The following is a 20125-nucleotide window of genomic DNA, read 5'->3' on the forward strand; positions in this document are numbered from 1 at the left end:
AAAATGTACCCTAACCAGTTAGCCTGTTTAAGGAAAATCTTAAACTTGTATACTGGTGAAGATAGCCTCATTGAACATCCAATTAATCATAATGTTATAGCGTAGAAACTCGAATGATGTATAATGACGCAGGAACTCTATAATCAAATTGAAATAAATACAAATTCAAAATAGCATGAGCTGAGGTGTACGATGAATTGCTTATTACTTGTCGAAGATGATGAAAATCTGGTGTTTGGTATGCAGTATACACTGTCCAATGAAGGATATGAGGTTGTGGTGGCGGGTAGCTTGGAAGAAGCCAGACAGGCACTGCAGGCAAATTCGATCGATCTGATTCTGTTGGATGTCACTTTGCCTGATGGATCGGGATATCAACTATGCGGTGAGATTCGGGTAACGTCGCAAGTGCCCATTATCTTTTTGACAGCTTTGGATGAGGAAGCAAACGTAGTCGCAGGGCTTGATCTCGGAGCAGATGACTATGTAACCAAGCCTGTTCGAACCAAAGAACTTATTTCACGAATTAAAGCCGTATTACGACGTAACAACAAGGGAAAACAAGAAGTAAGCTTATGGATATCCGATAACATCCAGGTGCGTATTTTAGAAGGAACTGTACTCAAAAACAATAGTGAAATTACACTGACGGCGCTTGAATATCGACTACTATTGATGTTGATCTCTCATCCGAAGCAGATATGCAGCAGAAGTTCGATTCTGAATCATCTCTGGGATCTCTCGGGCGACTTCATTGATGATAATACGCTCTCTGTCCATATCCGCAGGTTAAGAGAGAAAGTCGAAGATATTCCTGCAGAACCACAATATATCGTAACTGTTCGGGGGATCGGATATAAATGGAACGTGGAAGTTATAGGGAAATGAACATGATCGAAGTTTTGCGAAATCCAGAGTGGAAATCCATCGCCATTAAAGTACTTGCTATGCAAGTTCTTTTGTCGTTTTTGATGTTTTTATACATGCACCATCAAGTTGATAGCATCAACACAACTATAGTGAATCAGAATAGCGCCCTGATCGGACATCTGTTGATGAAAGATCCCCAGTTGGAGAATGAGGTGATTCACTTTGTTACCCAAGGTGCCCAGGCCGATGAACTTGCTGAGGGGCAACGTATCCTTGCACAATACGGATATCAGGCGGGTATGTCTTTAGAAGATCAGCCGGCTCTTTCAGGACTAGCATTACCCTTAAAAACAGCGACTCAAGTATTGTTGTTCCTGATCCCACTCATGGTATTGCTTCTGTGGGAGTATCGTAAATTTTTCGTAAAAATCAGAACGATTTCTCATGCAGCGGAGCAGGTTGTGGAACAGCAATTCGATAAAAAACTGCCTGAGACGGAGGATGGAGACTTCGGCTCACTTGGCCGGAGCTTCAATGCGATGGCTGGAAGACTAACTAACAGCCTGGAGCTACTCCAGCAGGAAAAAACCTTTCTGCGCAATCTGTTATCCGACATTTCTCACCAGCTCAAGACACCCCTGGCCTCTCTGATTGTGTTCAATGAGAATCTGCTGAATGAACCCGGGATGAAAGAAGAAATGAGAATGACGTTTCTGGAACGAAGTCGGCAGCAGCTTGATCGAATGGAATGGCTCATCATCAGCCTGCTGAAGCTGGCACGGGTCGAAGCGGGAGCTATTGAATTTCGAAAAGAAAGGATCGAGCTAAGGGAGATGGTGGAGAGCGCTGTCTATTCACTTCGGACGGTAGCAGACCAGAAACGGCAGACGATCTCCATCCTCGGTAGTGAAAATGCGTTTGTGCAGGCAGATGAAGAATGGCTTAAGGAAGCTGTTATGAATTTGATAAAAAATGCACTGGAACACACCCCGCCAGAGGGTGAGGTTCAAATCCATTTGGAAGAAAACGCACTGTTTGATACAATCATTATTCAGGACAACGGCGAAGGCATTCATCCCGATGATATGCCTCATATTTTCAAACGATTCTATAAAGGCAAGAACCATAACAAGCCCAACAGTATAGGCATTGGTCTGGCTTTGACCAAATCGATCATTGAGGAACAACAAGGGATCATTACGGTGGAGAGTGTGCCTCAAGAAGGGACGACATTCAGAATTTCGTTTTTCAAAAAAGAGTGGACTTAAGAAGAAGCTTACGAAAATGTAAGCTTCTTCTTCACTTCAACGTAAGCTTCCACACCTATAATAACAAGTAAGCAATGTTAATCATACAACTGGAGGTACAACAGGGTGGAAATTTTGAAGACCGATCATTTATGGAAAATATACGGAAGTGCTGAGGCTAAGGTGGAAGCATTGAGAGATGTTAATCTGTCCGTCAATCAAGGAGAATTCGTTGCGATCGTGGGCGCCAGCGGATCTGGTAAAAGCTCATTGCTGCATCTGCTCGGGGGAGTGGATCAACCGACAAGTGGCCAAGTCATTATTGACGGTATGGACCTGTATTCTCAAAGTGAAAATGAACTGGCTGTGTTCAGAAGACGCAAAATCGGTTTTATTTTCCAATCATACAATCTGATCCCGGTGTTAACTGCGGAAGAGAACATTAAATTGCCGATGCTGCTTGAGAATAAACATGTGGACGAGGATTATCTTGAGGAATTATTGAGCGTGCTGGGACTCAGCGATCGAAGGCAGCACCTTCCGTCCCAACTATCAGGCGGGCAACAGCAGCGGACTGCAATTGGACGCGCATTGATTAATAAACCATCGATTATTCTGGCGGATGAACCAACCGGCAATCTGGATAGCAAGAACAGTAAAGAAATCGTGGATCTTCTTACCTTCTCCGTCAGAAAGTACAATCAAACCTTGATTATGATCACACATGATTTGAATGTGGCCCAGCGAGCGGACCGTGTTGTAAATATAAAAGATGGCACACTCTTGCAACAAACAGGGGTGAAAGATCGTGAATAGGTATACTAGTCTTACTCAAAAATATTTGCTAGGGCAGAAAAAAAGATCAATACTAACGATCGTTGGCATTATTTTGTCTGTGACTCTACTTACAGCCATGGGAACCATTGGCCTCAGCTTCAGAGACAAGGTGGTTCGGCAAACCGTTCAAGAGTACGGGGATTACCATGTTTCTTTTAACGGATTACCCGGAGAAGCCATCTCTAAAGTTGTCAATAATGCATCGGTGGAGAGTGCCGGAATTATTAGTAGGGAAGGATATTCAGTCCTTAGTAAAACGAGTGAGAAAGAGAAGCGAGAAAATCCATTTGCTGCGCCTTATCGGTATTTGAATCTCAAAAATTATAACATCGATGCAATGAGCAAACTCCAGATTCAATTGGATGCGGGCAGACTTCCCAAGAATTCTCACGAAATTATCCTACCTACGTTGAGTCTGGATAGCTTTCCAACGAAACCGAAACTGGGTGATTCGATTAAGTTAAATCTGGGAGATCGGATTGTTGCATCAACAGGGGAAATGAAAAAAATTAATGGTTTGGGAGATCTCGGCTGGGATCAGGATGAGGATTTCCGCCCCCAAACAGAGAGGGAATTTACCGTCGTCGGGTTTAGTAACCCAGGCACTAAGGGTTCCTGGTCGGCTAACTTCATTTTACCGGCCATCACTTATGATGATAACCAAACGATCAAACCGGATAAAAAATACTTCATTTACGTCAAAATGAAATCGATGGATCAAATCGAGCCAAAGACAAAAGCTATCATATCATCAATAAATGTTGAGAAAGTGGATCAAGGTTCTGCCGTAAAACTAGATAGGGCTATCGACATTAAAAATGTTCGGATCGATTACAATAATGAACTGCTCAAGTTATATGGCAAAAGCACCTACGAAGGTGTAAACCATAGCCTACTATACGCATTCGCTGCAATCATCATCATTATTATGGGTTGTACGAGTGCGGTAATTTATAACACGTTTCATATTTCTGTTTTGGAGCGCACTTCCCAATTCGGTATGCTGCGTTGCATAGGAGCAACCCCATCACAAATACGCAAATTAGTTCTCAAAGAGGCGACAATTCTCAGTCTGATTGGCATTCCCGTAGGACTATTCACGGGAACGGTCTTTATGAAGCTTCTGTTTTACAACATTAGCTTTTTGGCACTAGGTTTTCTGAATGATATGCAAATGGTCATTTCCCTACCGATTCTGATTATTGCTGGTGTACTTGGACTGCTGACTGTGTATCTTTCTGCCATCGGACCGGCTAGACTGGCAGCGAAAGTATCCCCACTTGAAGCAATAAATGGCTCGGGAAGTACAAAGGTGGACAACGTAACGTCCATCCGAAAATCAATGCTGGTGAAAAAGCTGTTTGGTATGGAAGGCCAGTTTGCTAGTCGAAACATACGACGAAATAAAAAACGCTTCCGCATCACAGCCTTTTCCATGGTTGTCAGTATCCTTTTATTTATTGTCTTTAGCGGCTTGGCCGGATTCTTAGGACAGACGTCTCAATCGGGGATCGAGTATTCCTATTCAGTTCAATATGAAGGGGATTCCAAGCAGATCGATGATTCCGTATATTCAGACATTGTCAAAATTGACGCAGTAGAACATGCTTATAAGTTATATAGCCATCAAGTGATGGCAATTCTTCCGAAGGATAAAGTCAATCCCAAATATTATGAACTCAGGAAGGGAATGTATTCTGTTGAAGAAGGAGAGGGGTATCGAACAGACAACAATTTCCTCGAATCCTACGGAGATAACGGACTCGATGCTCTGAAATCCAAACTAACGGCGGGTACGATCGACAAAGATAAGATGAACCAGGAGAATGGCGTCATTCTCAATCAGAAGATACGAATTATAACGACGGAGGAAGGCAAACAGATTATCATCGACCAAACCCAGTTTAAGGTTGGGGATCACATCCAAGTACGTACTTTAGAGGGGGGGAATCAAAAATACAAGACACTGACGGTGACGGGGATCGTTGAACAAGGGGTGTTATCGAAAGATTATAATGAGAGCGCGATGCTTGAACTCATTACGACACCTGAAGTCATAGAGAAAGTTACAGGTAACGATGCATATTCAAGGATCTTTATTCTTGCGAAAACCGATATATCAAACAAACCGATCACGGATTACCTCAAGTCCCTAACCGAAAAAGATGCTGGTTACAGCTATATGGACAATGTGATGGCGCAAGCAAAGGCCAAAAACGACGCCACCACAGCAAGCATCTTTTTGTATGGTTTTATCGGTGTAATTGTCCTTATTGCATTCCTGAATATACTGAACACCGTCAGCACCAATCTCATTCTACGCACCAAAGAATTTGCGGTGCTCAAAGCTATCGGCATGACACAGCGTAATGTTGGGAAAATGATCCTATTAGAAGGTGTTTTATACGGCCTGTACGCTGCATTATACGGTAGTATACTCGGAACAATACTGAGCTATGGGATACATCATCTCTTCAAAGGTGCTCTCGATGTAGGTTGGGCCATTCCATGGTCTAGTATTGTTCTTGCTTGTGCAGGCGCCATAGCAACAACACTCGTTGCTACAGCTTGGCCGATGTATCGATTAAACCAAACGAGCATCGTTGAGGCATTGAGAAAGGAAACATAGAGAAACTGGAGAACTATAAAATAGAATATTCCTTGAAAAAGTCGCATAAATAGAGTGCGACTTTTTTTGTTTTAAGAAGCTTGGTACTTATGCGGTACATCAGAAGAAAACCTCATAATTGTAATTAACATGAAAATCAAACAACGATTGAATGTGTTCCGGTTCACTTGTCTTTTCTTACATCTTGTAAAACACCTTTACATAACAGCAGATGACTCAGCCGTTTTATTTTTCTTCGCAAGCGGTTTTTTCCTTAGTGTCCTATCATATAGATACGGCTTACCGTGATATTCCCGTGCATGCTTTTGTTTCTGCTTTTTATGTATATCAACCTTGATCTCCAGATTGGCAACGTTATTCTGGAATTCAGAAGCAACTCGTTTGCACCATTTCAATCCACTTTCTTCTGATGCACTGAAATGAACACGTAGTAGATATCCGTTCACCGTTAATTCAAACTTGTATAAATTCATGATATGTATCCTTTCCAGACGGGCATGTTATGTTACGCCAAATACGATAATCTGATTATAACAGGAACATACGTTCTATAAAAGTGTTATTTATGATACCCGCAATGTAATAAGGTTCGCTAGACATCTTTGCAACAGTTCGTTTAATGGTAAAATATCTAAAAATGGTTCATGTTGGGGGATACGCATGTATAAACTGATGATCGTAGATGATGAATTGCTCATGCGGGTTGGAATTCGTTCCATGCTGAATTGGGAAGAGTACAATTTCTATGTTGTTGGTGAAGCGGGAAATGGAAAAGAGGCATTAAGCCTTGCGCTTGAAGTGATGCCTGATCTAATCATTACAGATATTAAGATGCCAATTATGGATGGGCTGCAGCTTATACAAGAGGCCTCCTGCGTACTGAAAACCTGTAAGTATGTCATCCTGAGTAATTTTGACGAGTTTCATTATGTGAAAGAGGCGCTAAAACTTGGTGCTTCAGATTACTTGATTAAAAGTGAGATCACCGAATCCTCCCTTATTGACCTACTGAGCACGGTTGGACAGAAACTGCAAAGTGAACATGTTCACCCAACCAACACACCCTCTATGACACAGGACTATTCCAAGAGCCTAAGATATCTGAAGGATAGTTTCTTCCAAGATATTGTAAGCGGATTCATTAGTGAGGAGGATATCGTCACCAAAGCGGAAGAACTGCATTTTCGTATACGTTCCGACCAGTTGGTCGTTATTAAGTTCATCGTGAATTATTACGAGGATGCGAAGCGGAAATATGTAGAGAAGGGGGAAAAGCTGCTCCGATTTTCGATTCTTAATATTATGGAAGAGATTATTCCTTCGAAATGGGAGAAAGAGATTTTTGTTGAAAGTTCCTCAGAATATTGGGTGATCGTCAATGTACTTCCTGAGAGCCAATCTGTACACGCCGACTTGAATAAACTATGTAATAAATTGCTGTCTTCAATCAAGGATTTTATGAATCTATCGCTCACGGCTGGGGTAAGTAGAATGACTTCCGGTTTCCTTCAAATCAAGAAGGCCTGCCAAGAGGCAGAAACGGCTCTACAACAGAGTTTCTTCACAGGAAGCAACCAGGTGTTGTATTACGATGATATGGTTCAATCCCCAGATCGACATGAAGTTAAGGGGGCTTTAAGCCCGCAACAAGAACGAGATTTGTTGAAGTTGTGGGTAAGCAAAGACAACCAAAAGGCGGAAGAGTTCCTGGAAGGAATCCGATCCAATCTGGAACAGTTACGAGCAGATGAGAATAGCATTCGCAAGCAATATATCATGGTGATGGAAACGATACATTCCCATCTATCCCGCGCTTCGGAAAGAGGTGCCCCTTCTTTAACAGAAAAATCGCCCTATGAAATCGTTCTCAAGGGGGAGTATTGGGAGGATATCCACCAAGATATGCTTGCTCATATTGCGTATTACTTCCAAACCGATTCCCAAATCAAACAGGAAAGCACTTACACCGATCTCGCTACTGAATTGATCGACAAGTATTATGCGGAAGATATCTCATTGCAAAGTATCGCTAGCCAAATCAGTGTGAATCCGTCATATCTCAGCCGCGTGTTCAAACAGGAACGAGGAGAGAACTTTATTACGTACTTGACCCGAGTTCGAATTGAACATGCGAAGGCGTATCTATTGAGCAGAGGAATGAGAGTGTATGAAATCGCAGAAAAGGTGGGCTACCATAATTACACGTACTTCAGCAAGATTTTCAAAAAATCGGTAGGTGTCACTCCTGAGGAATATCGAGAATTACAGCAGGGATGAATGTAATCGGTGAATAGAGGTGCAGCATATGAAGCATGTTCGGCCCTTCCGAATCAAGTACAAAATTATGGTGATCTGTATGACGGTCATTATCCTTCCGGTATTGGTGATGACCATCAATTCGTATTACTCCTCAGAGCGGTTATTGGCACAGAACTATACAACGTTGCTAAACGATCTGGCCAAACAAACAAATATTCGCATTGACGAGTTCCTCAAGGAGATTGAGAAAATTTCGCTGCTAGCCAGCAATGGGCTTAGTGACAATTTGTCTGCGACTCATGAAGGGAGTTTTCCGATCCAGGATTTCCTGCGAGAGGGTGATGAACAACATGAGATTGCCGCATACAATATTCTGATGAATTATATCATGATGAAAGATCGCGTATTCTCCATCTACCTCTACAATATGAACGGGGGGCAAGACCTTTTTGTCAGTCCACATCAACCCATTGATCCAAACTTCAAAGTAGCAAACGAATTGTGGTTTAAAAAGTTCATGCATGATAAAGATCGAACCATTACCCTCACAACACGAATCGACGAGCAATTGGAGAATAAAATACTGGCAGTGTCACACGCTCGCAAAATTCATGATGTGACTAGTGGAAAACTGCTTGGCGTGATTGTTGTCAGCATTGATATCAAATTCATTGAAATCGTCAACCGCAACTTGCAGGAAGGGCTGCGCTCCAGATTCATGATTGTTGATGAGGATGACAAGATCGTATATAACGTGAATGAACGATTAATCGGGACACTGTTCCGGGACAACGTTCGTCCGCCTGAAGCACTAAATGTCGTGGTGACCAGTCCCCTTAGTCAGCAAAAATGGACAACTTACTTATATATGCCTTTGGATGAGCTGACTGCTGATGGCAAAATATTGGGCCGTAATCTGGTGACGCTTGCCATTGTCATTGTTCTTTTTGCTGCCGTCATTTCCATCTTTCTATCTCATGTCATTACAACTCCCATTAAAAAACTGCTACGGAATATTGCTCTAGTCGAGAAAGGTCAGTTTGAACAAGTTGAACCTATTGGATCAAGAGACGAGATTGGCCATTTATCCATTCGATTTAACAGAATGTCGCATGAATTGAAGCGGTTGGTCGAACGGATGCAGCAGGAAGAAATAGAGAAAGCCAAGGCCGAGATGCGTGCGCTCCATGATCAGATCAAGCCTCATTTTCTGTATAACACCCTTGGGTCGGTGAAATGGATTGCCTCAATGCAGCAGGCTGATAAAATCGTGGAAATGACCGATGCACTAATCTCGATGCTCCGCTATGCAACAAAATCTGATGGAACCCTCGTAACCATTCGTGAGGAACTTGATAATATAACGAATTACGTAACGATCCAGAATGTCAGGTACTACGATTGTATTCAGATGAGATACGAGATTGAGGATAGACTGCTGAATTATCGCATGCCCAAAATGATCCTGCAGCCGATTGTGGAGAATGCGATTTTTCATGGTCTGGCCGAACTGGAAGAAGACGGAATCATCACCATTCGGATTCAATCACAGCTGGATGAAGTTGTGATCGAGGTCTGCGATAATGGCGTGGGTATGGATCATCATACGATGCAGAATCTATTGGAAGAGAAGCCCGGTGCAAGTACGGGAACGAATGGGATTGGATTGCATAATGTGCAACGGCGGATTCAACTTCATTTTGGGAAACCCTATGGAATACAGGTGGAGAGTAAAATAGGTGAAGGTACCATTTTCTCCATTCTGCTGCCTGCCATCCTAGATGCCAAATAGTCATAGATGCTTTCATTTATGTATCTCATAATGCGATACAGCGATCATAAAAATAAGTTTAGATATAAACAAAGGGCTCGCAGTATGGACTGCAAGCCCTTTGTTTACCCTTTGACGCTACCTAACACCAAACCTTTAGTGAAATATTTCTGTAAAAACGGATACACGAGCAAAATCGGAATGGCACCCAGGAACATCTGAGCGGCGCGCCCCGTTCTGGCGTTCATCATGGACAACAGTTGTGTATAATCTGACCCGGATTTCAGCATGATTTGCTCAAAACTTTGCAGGAGGGTCTGGAGGTAACTTTGTAATGGATAATTGTCTGGATTGTTCATATAGATAATGCCATCGAACCACGAATTCCAGTGGGCAACGATACTGAACAAACCAACCGTAGCGAGAGCGGGCTTGAGAAGTGGAAGTAAAATACGAAGCAATACCTGTACAGGCCCAGCACCATCGATAATTGCTGATTCTTCAATCTCCTCGGGCAGCCCCCGAATGAAATTCATGAGGATAATCATACTGAATACGGGGAGGGCCCCAGGCAGGATCAGAGACCAGATGGAATCGATCAGTCCCATTTTGACGACCACGAGATAGGTTGGAATTAGACCTCCACTGAATAACATGGTTACGATGAAAAATCCCATATAGATATTACGCCCCATCAATTTTTGTTTGGATTTGGAGAGGGGATAAGCGGTGAGTACGATCAGAACCAGATTCACCACCGTTCCGATAACGGTTCGTTGAATGGCTACCCAGAGAGAGGAGAAAAACGATCCTCCCGTTAATGCAAATTCATAGGCTTTTGTCGTAAATTCCACAGGCCAGAACGTAACACTCCCCGCAGATACAGCCGCGCTGCTGCTGAATGAAACAGCCAGCAGGTTGATAAACGGCAGAATACATAGGAGAGAGATTAGAAGCAATATGGTGTAGTTTATGATAAGAAATACACGTCTGCTCATACTTTTATCATAGATCATAATGTGAGTTCCTCCTTCTTAGAAGATACGATAGCCAGCCACTCTGTAAGCCAGGATGTATGATACAGCAACGAGAACACTGGAAATGATCGATTTGAATAACCCGACAGCGGTACCAATTGAATACTGTGCTTGTTGAATTCCTAAACGGTAGACATAGGTATCAATAATATCACCCGTCTGATAGACAACAGGGGAGTAGAGATTATAGATTTGGTCAAAGCCAGCATTGAGTACGTTTCCAAGTGAAAGTACGGTCATTAAAACAATGGTTGGCATGAGGAGAGGCAACGTAATGTAGATGGTCTGCTTCCACCGTTTCGCTCCGTCGATCACTGCGGCTTCGTAAAGTCCCGGATCAATACTGGTCAGGGCTGCCAAATAAACAACCGTGCCAAACCCGAAACCTTTCCATATTTCACTCACAATCATCGTCCAAGGAAAAATAGAGGGTGTGCCAAGAAAGGAGATCGGTGCAATCCCAAATACACTTAGAAATGTATTGATAATGCCGTCGGAGCTAAGGATATCCAGCATGATGCCGGCCATAATGACCCAAGAGAGGAAGTTCGGAATGTAGACAAGGGTTTGAAATGTACGTTTGATTCCACTATGCAGTACCTCGTTGAGCAGTAATGCAAAAATTACGGGTACGATTATACCACCGATAATCTTAAAGACAGACATGTACAATGTATTCCAGATCGTTCTTACGAAGTTCGGCTGATTAAATATGTGGGTAAAATTATCCCATCCTACCCATGGCGAGTTGAAGCCGAGGCCCGGATTGTACTTCTGAAACGCAATAATAAGTCCGTAGAAAGGGATGTAACAAAAGATGAAGACCAAGACCAGGCTTGGGATCAACATGAGATGGTAAGGACTCTGCTGCTTCCATTTTCTCAACATACATATTCCTCCGTTCCTTGTACGCCAAATGTAATCGCTATCAAATAAAGGGGAGAGATGACCCTCATCCCCTCTTTGTGACAAACGAGATTATTTCTTCCCGTAGGCTTCATTAACTGCCTGAGTTGCGTCATCGCCCCCGGCTGCAAGCCAATTCTGGACAATAACATCGAAATAATCGATACTTTCGCTACCCATAATGATCTTGGTGAAACCTTCGGTGAGGATATCATCCAAGGTTGTACCGTAGCTTGAAAGTATTTCTGGCGTAACACCCCATAAGGCCGTCTTTGTATAGTTCTCGCTGTCCAGTACTTTCTTGGCAAGACCATACGCATTCTTTGGAGCCCCTTGTTGCAAATAATCACCAACTGCTCCTGGGGTTGCATTCTCCATGAATTCCACACTGTTGTTATATTTTTGCCACATTCCCGAAGTCGTGAGCCCACTGGTATCCTTGGATTGAAGGGCAGCGGATACCGCCTCAAATTGCTCGTAATCAGAATTCGGATTAAGTACACGGAACGCTCCAACCACATGGGCAATATCGTTGTCCAGCAAGGCGGATAACGTTTCTGTCGATTCCTTGCCATTGCCTTCATCCACAATATAAGCATAGTCGTTCAAAATTTTGATCACTTCTTCAGGGCTCTTAAATCCCTTTTTCATAACGATATAATTGTTGTTGGCGAAGAAAATGGATTGTTTGGCTTCTTTCCCATCAACGGTAGGGATGATATAAGGGTAGAAGATGGCGTCCTTACCCAGATTGGATACTGTGTCGACACCCGGATTATAACCCCACCATTGGTAATAAGGCTGCATTCCCACTTTGCCGGCTACAATGTCCGCGTTCATCGCATTAAAGTCTTTGATTGCAAATTCCGGATCAATGATGCCTCGCTTGTACCATTCTGACCACTCAGCCAGCGCATTTTTCATCTCAGGCTGCACGGAGCCGTACACGAGTTTTCCAGTGCTATCCTCCATCCACATATCCGGATGCGCATTCCATGCAATGGCCAGCAGGTTGAGGTAATCCAACGATTGGTCTACCGCTATACCATAACCACCGTGCTTTTCCATGAATTTTAGTGCGATATTTTTGATGTCTTCCACAGATTTCGGATCTTGGACTCCCAATTCTTCTTTCCAGTCGTTCCGAATCCAGATGAAGTCTGGTTGTTCAATTAATCCCCAGTGCATCTGTGGTATCCCGTATAGCTTACCGTCTTTCTTTCCAGATTCGTAACTGTCTGCATCTGCTTCCATGTAACCTTTGAGACGATCTGAAGCGTGTTGATCAAAGACCTCGGAAAGGTCCATGACCATATCTGCTTCGACTAACTGTCTCAGTTGTGAAGGATTAACTCTGAATACGTCAGGAAGATCGTTCGATGCGATAGCCAAATTGAGTTTTGTATCGTACTCATCGCTAACCCAGTCTGTTTTGACGTTGATATTAAACTTCTCTTTGTATCGCTTAATCCATACATTGTTGGTGATATCGTCGCCCTTTGGATATTTTGCAGAAGAGTATTCTGATGTTACGGTATGAATGGTTGTTGTTCCAGCCTCGTTGGAATCCGTGTCCGTTGTTGAACCTTTATCAGCACCGCTTCCATTGCTACAGGCTGCGAGTAATAAGGTTGACATGCACACAGACAAGACTAAGGCTTTCGTTTTCTTGTTCATTTCTTTTCCCCCTTATCAGTCGTATTTCAATAACGCTTACTTGAAAATATTCTAAACGAGAAAGGGGGGAATGTGATATAAAGGTTATTGACGAGAACCGGTATCTATTTTTACTTTTGAGTTGTAGCGGAGAAAAGAATAATGAGCTTTGTGCACTTTTTTTACTTTGTACTCCTTCTTTTTTTACTCATGTCTCCAAAAATTGCTTTAGATGACGATCGATAACGAGTGAATCCTCTTCGTTTGCTCCGATTCCAAAGCAGTGTCCCCACTTGGACTCTACAGGTTGATACACCGCGTTTGGCATATGCTGAGCATCATACGAACTGTCTTCTGGCGTGAAAAACAAGTCACTTGATCCTGGCATAACGAGTGCAGGAGCAGTGATCTTGCTTAACGCCTGTTCGAAGTTGCCATCATCTACGGGATTATCGCTAATGTCTCCATAGATTCCTGTACGCAACATGGTAATCAAGTCGTTAGCATCGAAGGGAAGAAATACTTGATCCCAGTAATCTTCTACATAAGATTTCAAGGAGTCGTAACCCTCAGATTGGTACAATTTCTCCAAATAATACGCCTGCGAGAACCCCCATGGAGCATACGCTCTTCCCATCGCTGCGAGACCGGCAACCGGAGGGCGCTCATATCTACCATTTTTATAATTTGAATCTGCCTGTAACGCCGCGATCATTGCTTCGAATACCAACTGAGTATGGGGTCTGCTCTTTGCCGTTCCGCCAAAGGGGGCAATACGCTCGACCATCTCAGGATAACTGGTTCCCCATTGATAAACCTGCATGGCTCCCAGAGACCAGCCCACAACAAGTTTGATTTTGGAGATACCGAATTTTTGAGTGATGAGTTGATGTTGGGCACGCACATTGTCATACATGGAGATGAGGGGAAAGTTGTCCTTATCATATGGGGCAGGGGTATTACTTGGAGAAGACGATAATCCGTTACCCAACATATTGGGCACAATGATAAAATAACGACTGGGGTCCAGTGCTTTGTCCGTTCCAATTAACCATTCATTATCTGTGTGAATTCCAGCAAACCATGTTGGGACAACAATAACATTGTCCTTTGCCGCATTTAAGTTTCCATAGGTTTTGTAAGCGATAAAGGCTTGAGGGAGCTGTTGTCCCGATTGAAGTAATGTAACTCCAAGGTTATATGTTTCATAATCGTTCATAGATTGATTCTCCTTATAAAATAGTAATAACTTGATTTCACTCTACAATACGTCTATTATCAATTCAACGAAACGTTATCGAACATATCATTCATTTATTTTGAACTTAGGAGGTGCCTAACTCATGGAAATACGCCAGCTAAAAACCTTTTGGACACTTGCATCGACCTGCAGCTTTAATCAAACTGCTGAATTATTGAGCTATGTACCCTCTACCATAACCATGCAAATCAAATCGCTGGAAGAAGAGCTTGGGGTGAAATTGCTGGATCGATTAGGAAAAAAGGTCGTGTTAACGGATGCTGGCCAACAGTTTCTACCTTACGCCACTAAGATTTTAAACGATGTAGAGGAAGCAAAGTGTATATCCAGTCAGCACGGAGAATTGGCGGGAACGGTTGTGATCGGAGCAGACGAAGTGCTTTGTGCATATCTTCTTCCAGCCTTGTTCAAACGCTTCCGAACGGACTATCCTGGTGTGCGGTTATTGTTCCGCCCCTTGTCTGGGCAAGAGCTTAAATCAAGTCTGAGAGAAGGGCATGCCGATGTCGTTTTTGTATTGGATGAGCCAATTAATTCCAAAGACCTTCATTCAGAGTTTTTAAAGGATGAGACCTTTCAAATGGTGGTTTCTCCCGATCATATGTTAGCATCGCGTTCCGAGTTGGTCATTGATGACTTCCACAAACAGCATTTTCTACTGACCGAAAAGAACTGTTCGTATCGCACTTATTTTGACCAATCCATAACAAAGAAAGGTGCAGATGCTCTGACAGAGCTGGAGTTTCATAGTGTAGAAGCCATTAAACAATGTGTTGTGGCTGGTCTAGGGATCGCTTTATTACCTGAAATGGCTTTGAAGAAAGAGTTGAGCGATGGGGAAGTGGTTGCTCTGCCGTGGGATTTATCAGATATATCCTTTTCTGCGCAAATGCTCTGGCATCGGGAAAAATGGATCTCTCCGTCTATGGCTGCTTTCATGGAGGTCGCCAAGAGTGAGTTGATTTGATTGTTCAGAATTTGTTTAGATGTATGTGTTAAAATATTCTTCATGGAGATCGTGAGGTTAAATGGAATCAACCTTCAACAACATGATACAGATATAAATATGGGGGATTAGCAATGGAGAGAAAGATTAGAAATTCTGCAAAAGCATTGATCATTAAAGACGGGAGGATGCTTGCAATGAAGCAGGATGATAATGATGAAGTCATCTACATCCTGCCTGGTGGGAGCCAGAATGCAGGTGAAACCCTGACGGATGCTGTGAAGCGTGAAGTTGCGGAAGAAATCGGAATAGATGTAGAACCATTATCACTGGAATTTGTCATTGAAGGGGTATACGGTGAAGCTCTTCATCGTGTAGATTTTGTTTTTTTATGCGAGTACATAGGTTTGATGGACCAAGATAGTTCTATTCTGCCAAGTGACGAAAACCAAGTGGAATTTGAATGGCTTGAAATTAAAGATATATACGAACTACCTTTATTTCCTTCAAAATTACGAAAGCAGATCATTAGATTGGTTGAGGGAGAAAAAACGGTTATGTATTTAGGAAATGAGGAAGATGACGACCTGAATAGTTAGATGTGTACACGTCGTAAACAAGCGCCCGTCTTGTATTTATAAAGGAAAGGCTATTTCAAAGGACACGATGATCCAGTGAAATAGCCTTTTTGTCGTTGAACAAAGTGTACAGAGCGATTCAAAAAAGAACATCTATGATAAGGGGTTACACTAGGCCAGGAGTTATAGTTCTTGTTGCTTCACGCCTGCTGTCATATTTTTCTGACCCCATATTACCATGGATTCAATTAAAGGAACCAATTCCTTGCCTGATTCTGTGAGCGAATACTCCACTCTCGGTGGCACCTCGTTATATTGCTCCCGGTGCACGATGCCGGAATGAATCAAATCTTTCAAACAGTTCGTTAACATCGTTCCGGTAATGCCAGGCAGTCTTCTTTTTAATTCATTGTAACGTATACAGTCATTTTCACTGAGGATTGCCAGAATCGGAAGATTCCACTTGCCTCCAATGACCTGAAATGCATAAGTCGCTGGACATAACTGATCAAAATTAAACTCGTATTTCACTTGATACCCTCCAATAGTATACTTTTTGATACTAAGTCAGAAAAAGAATCGTACTTGTTCAGAAGATTGTAGACATTATAATCAAACTAACACAAGAAAATCAATTCATAAGACAATATAAAGGCGGGATAACGTGAGTAACGAATCTATGATGTGTGATCTGGAAACAGGCGTATGTGGTGTGAACGAAGAAGAGGCGATGCAAGAAATCAATCTGAATCACGTTGAGAAAAGGATAACTCTTTATTACGCAACAGATCCGATCTGCTCTCACTGCTGGGCGCTTGAGCCTGTGCTTCATCGGTTTATTGAGGAATACGGCCATTATTTTACGCTGCAAATCAAAATGGGTGGGCTATTGGCTAACTGGAATGGTTTCTCGGATGGCGCTAACGGGATTCAGAAACCTTCGGACGTTGCAGAGCATTGGAAGGAAGTGGGTGAACATTCACGCATGCCCATCGACGGTTCCTTATGGCACGATAATCCAATACTTTCTTCCTATCCGCCATCTCGCGTATTTAAGGTCATTCAGAGTACACACCCCGGGAAAGAGCAGGACTTTTTAAGACGTGCGCGTGAAGCCGTGTTTGCATTTAATCGAAATATTGGAGAAGATGATGTGCTGACGGATATCGTAAATCAATTGGGCTTGAATGGAAAAGAAGTGGTTGAGGCGGCTGCACAGCAATCAGCACAAGAGTTATTAGAGGAAGACTTTGAGAGTGTCGCTAGTTTGGGAGTTAGAGGTTTCCCATCAATTATCATTGTGAATGAAGAGAACCAGGGTATGAAAATTGTCGGAGCGCGTTCTCTTGAAACATATGTGCAAGCACTTCAGCAGGTGCTCGGTGGTGATCTGAAACCCAAACAGATAACCTCGTTGGAGCAGAAAATCAATGAGGGACATCTTCTTTTTTCTAAAGAAATGGAGGTCTTGTACAATATCGAAAAGAGTGATATTGAATCATATGTGAAATCTGAATTGGCAGAGCACACATATCGTATGGGTCATATTTTGAATGAGATGTATATTGAACATATCTGAGACAGGAGCCATGTAAGAATCTTCCTGCTTTCGGCACACGGATGTGTTATTCGCACAGGCAAGTCGTCCACCCATTGCGTAGACTGAAGTAGATCAAGTCAAGTGAGGTGAATTCCATGGCTAAAACCAATGAAATACACGTCAGGGTGAAACGGCTCAAGGATCGCCCAGTCTGCGTGACTCTTCATAATGGCGAAACGTACGTCGGGTACATCTCTGGCGTTAACAACGAAGGCGTAGTGCTTACCGGGGGCGGGAAGCTTACTCAGGCTGCAATCACAGCAACCTCATCTGAAGGCAGTGCTCGCAAAACCAAACCTAAAGCAGGGGTTAAGAGAAAAACAGACTCCTCTCGGAACCGTAAACGGGTGAACAGCACTTGTAAGTCGCAAGTACGATTCCGGTCGATGTCTCGTTCAACGTCTAGGCAAGCCCAGGTATCCTCTTTCATGCCTATGCTAGGCTCACTGTTAGGTGGCTTTGGCGGTGCAGGGTCGATTGGAGGGATGTTAGGCGGCGGTATGCGGTTGTTTGGCATGATCCAGCGGTTTACACCTGTGGTCAAAATGGGGTATGGCATGATTAAGCAGATTCAGCCATTTATGGGGGCAGTTCAAGGGCTGATGACTCCAGCAAGCCAAGCAGCTCAGGCTGAAACCGAAGTTGAAGAGGAAGCACAACAAGGATAATACTTGAAATGAAAATCGTGAAATAGAACACAACCTTCGTTGCATTTGGGAAGAAAGCATTGCTAGTGTGTTGGGTGATCTGATCGCTTTCTGATCTGTTCTGTTCCTTATCTTCTCCGCTAGATGCTTCACTGCAAGCTGCTCTCCGTACGCCAAACGGAGGGTGGCTTATTTGCTTATGCTGCATACGAGAAAGAAACGGTGAGAGAAACAAATACACCTAAATACACCCCGTACAAAGAAATTGTACGGGGTGTAAAAAACAATGCTGATGTTGCAGAGTAGAAACTGATTCTATTCCGCTGTTATTAAGCCTTTATGCCTGTTTGGTTTTGAGGCGAATCACGTTCCATGATGCTTTGTTCAAGACTGCTTGCACTTTACCTTGGTCAACCGTTGTATATCCGCCGTTGTGAGGAACAACGTTACGTGGGTTTTCTTTGGTATTGGTGGCTTTCAAGTCGTTGTTCTCTAATACAATATGCTCCACAAATGTGGTTTCTCCGAAGGAACGCAGATCCACATTCAGTTCCAACTTCTCATCCAGATGTCTGTTCACCGCAAAGATTGTGATCGTGCCGTTTTCTTCATCATGCACACTGATCGCTTCGAGATAAGGCACATCTGTAAAGTCTTTGGAATCATATTTAGGTGAAGTTGTGATGGATCGCAACACCGTACCACGACCGAAGTTGGATGCGTGCATGAATGGGAAATACGTCGTCTGGAACCAGATTGCTCCGTTATTCTCGGTCATGATTGGTGCAATGGTGTTAATCAACTGAGCAAGGCAAGCCATTTTTACACGGTCGGCGTGCTTGAGTATGGTAATCAGATAACAGCCCACAGCTAGTGCATCTTCATGTGTATACACATCTTCAAACTCTGGAGGCGCAATCTGCCACCGTTCTTCCATACGGCTCGTGCCGATGGATTTCCAGACATTCCATTCATCCAGAGACAGCATTAATTTCTTTTTGCTGCGTTTCTTGGCTTGTACAAAATCACAGATTGAAGCCACACTATCAATAAATTGATCCAGATCCAGCGAAGTCGCCAGGAAGTCATACGTGTTGTCTTTATTGTTGTTGTAATACTGATGCAGGGACAAGTAGTCCACATTTTCATAGGTGAGATCCAGCACGGTTGCTTCCCAATCTGCAAATGTACTCATGTCACGGCTGGAGCTGCCGCACGCGACGAGTTCAATATCCGGATCAACCCATTTCATCGCTTTAGCGGTCTCATTGGCAATACGGCCATATTCATATGCAGTCATTGCACCAATCTGCCAAGGGCCGTCCATTTCGTTGCCTAGACACCAGGTTTTGAATTTATGCGGGTCCTTGTAACCGTGAGAGATACGCAGATCACTCCAGTATGTGCCAGATGGGTGGTTGCAGTATTCGATCAGGTTTCTGGCCGCATCAATGCCGCGAGTACCCAGATTTACAGCCATCATGACTTCGGTTCCAACCAGTTTGGCCCAGTCTGCAAATTCGTTTGTTCCCACTGCATTTGTTTCAATCGTCCACCAAGCGAGTTCAAGTCTGCGTTTGCGCTCCGCTACCGGGCCCACACCGTCTTCCCAGTTATAACCGGATACAAAATTGCCGCCCGGATAACGAACAATTGGCACATTCAAAGCTTTAATCGCTTCAATGGCATCCTGACGGAAACCTTGAGCATCTGCCGTAGGATGACCTGGATCATAAATACCGCCGTATACGGCCCGTCCCAGATGTTCTATAAATGAACCATAGACACGCGGATCAACTTCAGCAATCTGAAAGTCTTTATCGATAAGCATTTTGGATGTAAGCATGGTAAGTACCTCCATTGAATGAATTCATATTTTGA

The 20125-nt window shown here is 43.2% G+C and carries 17 protein-coding genes; 10 read left to right on the forward strand and 7 right to left on the reverse strand.

The window, feature by feature from the left end:
- Positions 1 to 192: 192 nt before the first annotated feature.
- The 4 genes from MKY66_RS15000 (at position 193) to MKY66_RS15015 (ending at position 5583) form a co-directional block, all read left to right on the forward strand.
- Positions 193 to 888, forward strand: coding sequence for a response regulator transcription factor (locus MKY66_RS15000; protein ID WP_076210765.1), 696 nt, complete (start codon positions 193 to 195; stop codon positions 886 to 888).
- Positions 885 to 2138: a HAMP domain-containing sensor histidine kinase gene (locus MKY66_RS15005; RefSeq protein ID WP_339807172.1), complete on the forward strand. Its 1254-nt coding sequence runs from the start codon at positions 885 to 887 to the stop codon at positions 2136 to 2138. The genes MKY66_RS15000 and MKY66_RS15005 overlap by 4 nt, the downstream gene beginning before the upstream one ends.
- A 105-nt stretch (positions 2139 to 2243) precedes the next feature.
- Positions 2244 to 2933, forward strand: coding sequence for an ABC transporter ATP-binding protein (locus MKY66_RS15010; RefSeq protein WP_076210763.1), 690 nt, complete (start codon positions 2244 to 2246; stop codon positions 2931 to 2933).
- Positions 2926 to 5583, forward strand: coding sequence for an ABC transporter permease (locus tag MKY66_RS15015; protein WP_076210761.1), 2658 nt, complete (start codon positions 2926 to 2928; stop codon positions 5581 to 5583). The genes MKY66_RS15010 and MKY66_RS15015 overlap by 8 nt, the downstream gene beginning before the upstream one ends.
- A gap of 197 nt (positions 5584 to 5780) precedes the next feature.
- Here the strand turns inward: MKY66_RS15015 and MKY66_RS15020 are convergent, their stop codons facing one another.
- A complete protein-coding gene (locus tag MKY66_RS15020) occupies positions 5781 to 6056 on the reverse strand; it encodes a hypothetical protein (protein WP_047842994.1) in 276 nt (91 codons plus the stop codon).
- 187 nt (positions 6057 to 6243) lie between these two features.
- Between MKY66_RS15020 and MKY66_RS15025 the strand changes: the two genes are divergently transcribed.
- The gene (locus MKY66_RS15025; protein WP_076210759.1) at positions 6244 to 7860 is read left to right on the forward strand and encodes a helix-turn-helix domain-containing protein; all 1617 of its coding nucleotides are present in this window, start codon (positions 6244 to 6246) and stop codon (positions 7858 to 7860) included.
- Between the two features lie 28 nt (positions 7861 to 7888).
- Entirely contained in the window at positions 7889 to 9634 is a 1746-nt protein-coding gene (locus tag MKY66_RS15030) for a sensor histidine kinase (protein ID WP_076210757.1), read from the forward strand.
- A gap of 104 nt (positions 9635 to 9738) precedes the next feature.
- Here MKY66_RS15030 and MKY66_RS15035 read toward each other — a convergent pair whose 3' ends face one another.
- From MKY66_RS15035 to MKY66_RS15050, 4 genes are all read right to left on the reverse strand, one after another.
- Positions 9739 to 10629, reverse strand: a complete 891-nt coding sequence (locus tag MKY66_RS15035) for a carbohydrate ABC transporter permease (protein ID WP_076210755.1) — start codon at positions 10627 to 10629, stop codon at positions 9739 to 9741.
- Between the two features lie 18 nt (positions 10630 to 10647).
- The gene (locus MKY66_RS15040; protein ID WP_076210754.1) at positions 10648 to 11538 is read right to left on the reverse strand and encodes an ABC transporter permease subunit; all 891 of its coding nucleotides are present in this window, start codon (positions 11536 to 11538) and stop codon (positions 10648 to 10650) included.
- Positions 11539 to 11628: 90 nt separating this feature from the next.
- Positions 11629 to 13233: an extracellular solute-binding protein gene (locus tag MKY66_RS15045; RefSeq protein ID WP_076210752.1), complete on the reverse strand. Its 1605-nt coding sequence runs from the start codon at positions 13231 to 13233 to the stop codon at positions 11629 to 11631.
- Positions 13234 to 13420: 187 nt separating this feature from the next.
- The gene (locus MKY66_RS15050; RefSeq protein ID WP_076210750.1) at positions 13421 to 14431 is read right to left on the reverse strand and encodes an alpha/beta fold hydrolase; all 1011 of its coding nucleotides are present in this window, start codon (positions 14429 to 14431) and stop codon (positions 13421 to 13423) included.
- A 124-nt stretch (positions 14432 to 14555) separates the two neighbouring features.
- Between MKY66_RS15050 and MKY66_RS15055 the strand changes: the two genes are divergently transcribed.
- Together MKY66_RS15055 and MKY66_RS15060 are read left to right on the forward strand one after the other, a co-directional pair.
- Positions 14556 to 15440, forward strand: coding sequence for a LysR family transcriptional regulator (locus tag MKY66_RS15055; protein WP_076210748.1), 885 nt, complete (start codon positions 14556 to 14558; stop codon positions 15438 to 15440).
- Positions 15441 to 15553: 113 nt separating this feature from the next.
- On the forward strand, positions 15554 to 16018 hold the full coding sequence (locus MKY66_RS15060; RefSeq protein WP_076210746.1) for an NUDIX domain-containing protein: 465 nt from the start codon (positions 15554 to 15556) through the stop codon (positions 16016 to 16018).
- Positions 16019 to 16180: 162 nt separating this feature from the next.
- On the opposite strand, the gene MKY66_RS15065 is transcribed toward MKY66_RS15060, so the two are convergent.
- Entirely contained in the window at positions 16181 to 16528 is a 348-nt protein-coding gene (locus MKY66_RS15065; protein WP_076210744.1) for a helix-turn-helix domain-containing protein, read from the reverse strand.
- A gap of 133 nt (positions 16529 to 16661) precedes the next feature.
- Here MKY66_RS15065 and MKY66_RS15070 point away from each other — a divergent pair, with 133 nt between their 5' ends.
- Both MKY66_RS15070 and MKY66_RS15075 read left to right on the forward strand, forming a co-directional pair.
- Complete coding sequence (locus MKY66_RS15070) at positions 16662 to 17576, forward strand: DsbA family protein (protein WP_076210741.1); 915 nt, start codon at positions 16662 to 16664, stop codon at positions 17574 to 17576.
- 116 nt (positions 17577 to 17692) lie between these two features.
- Positions 17693 to 18265 (forward strand): hypothetical protein, encoded by a 573-nt coding sequence (locus MKY66_RS15075; protein WP_076210738.1) that lies wholly within the window; start codon positions 17693 to 17695, stop codon positions 18263 to 18265.
- Between the two features lie 316 nt (positions 18266 to 18581).
- Here the strand turns inward: MKY66_RS15075 and MKY66_RS15080 are convergent, their stop codons facing one another.
- A complete protein-coding gene (locus MKY66_RS15080) occupies positions 18582 to 20090 on the reverse strand; it encodes an alpha-N-arabinofuranosidase (protein WP_047843004.1) in 1509 nt (502 codons plus the stop codon).
- Between the last annotated feature and the right edge of the window lie 35 nt (positions 20091 to 20125).

Origin of the sequence: Paenibacillus sp. FSL R5-0766 (assembly GCF_037971845.1) — a bacterium.
Taxonomy (GTDB): Bacteria; Bacillota; Bacilli; order Paenibacillales; family Paenibacillaceae; genus Paenibacillus.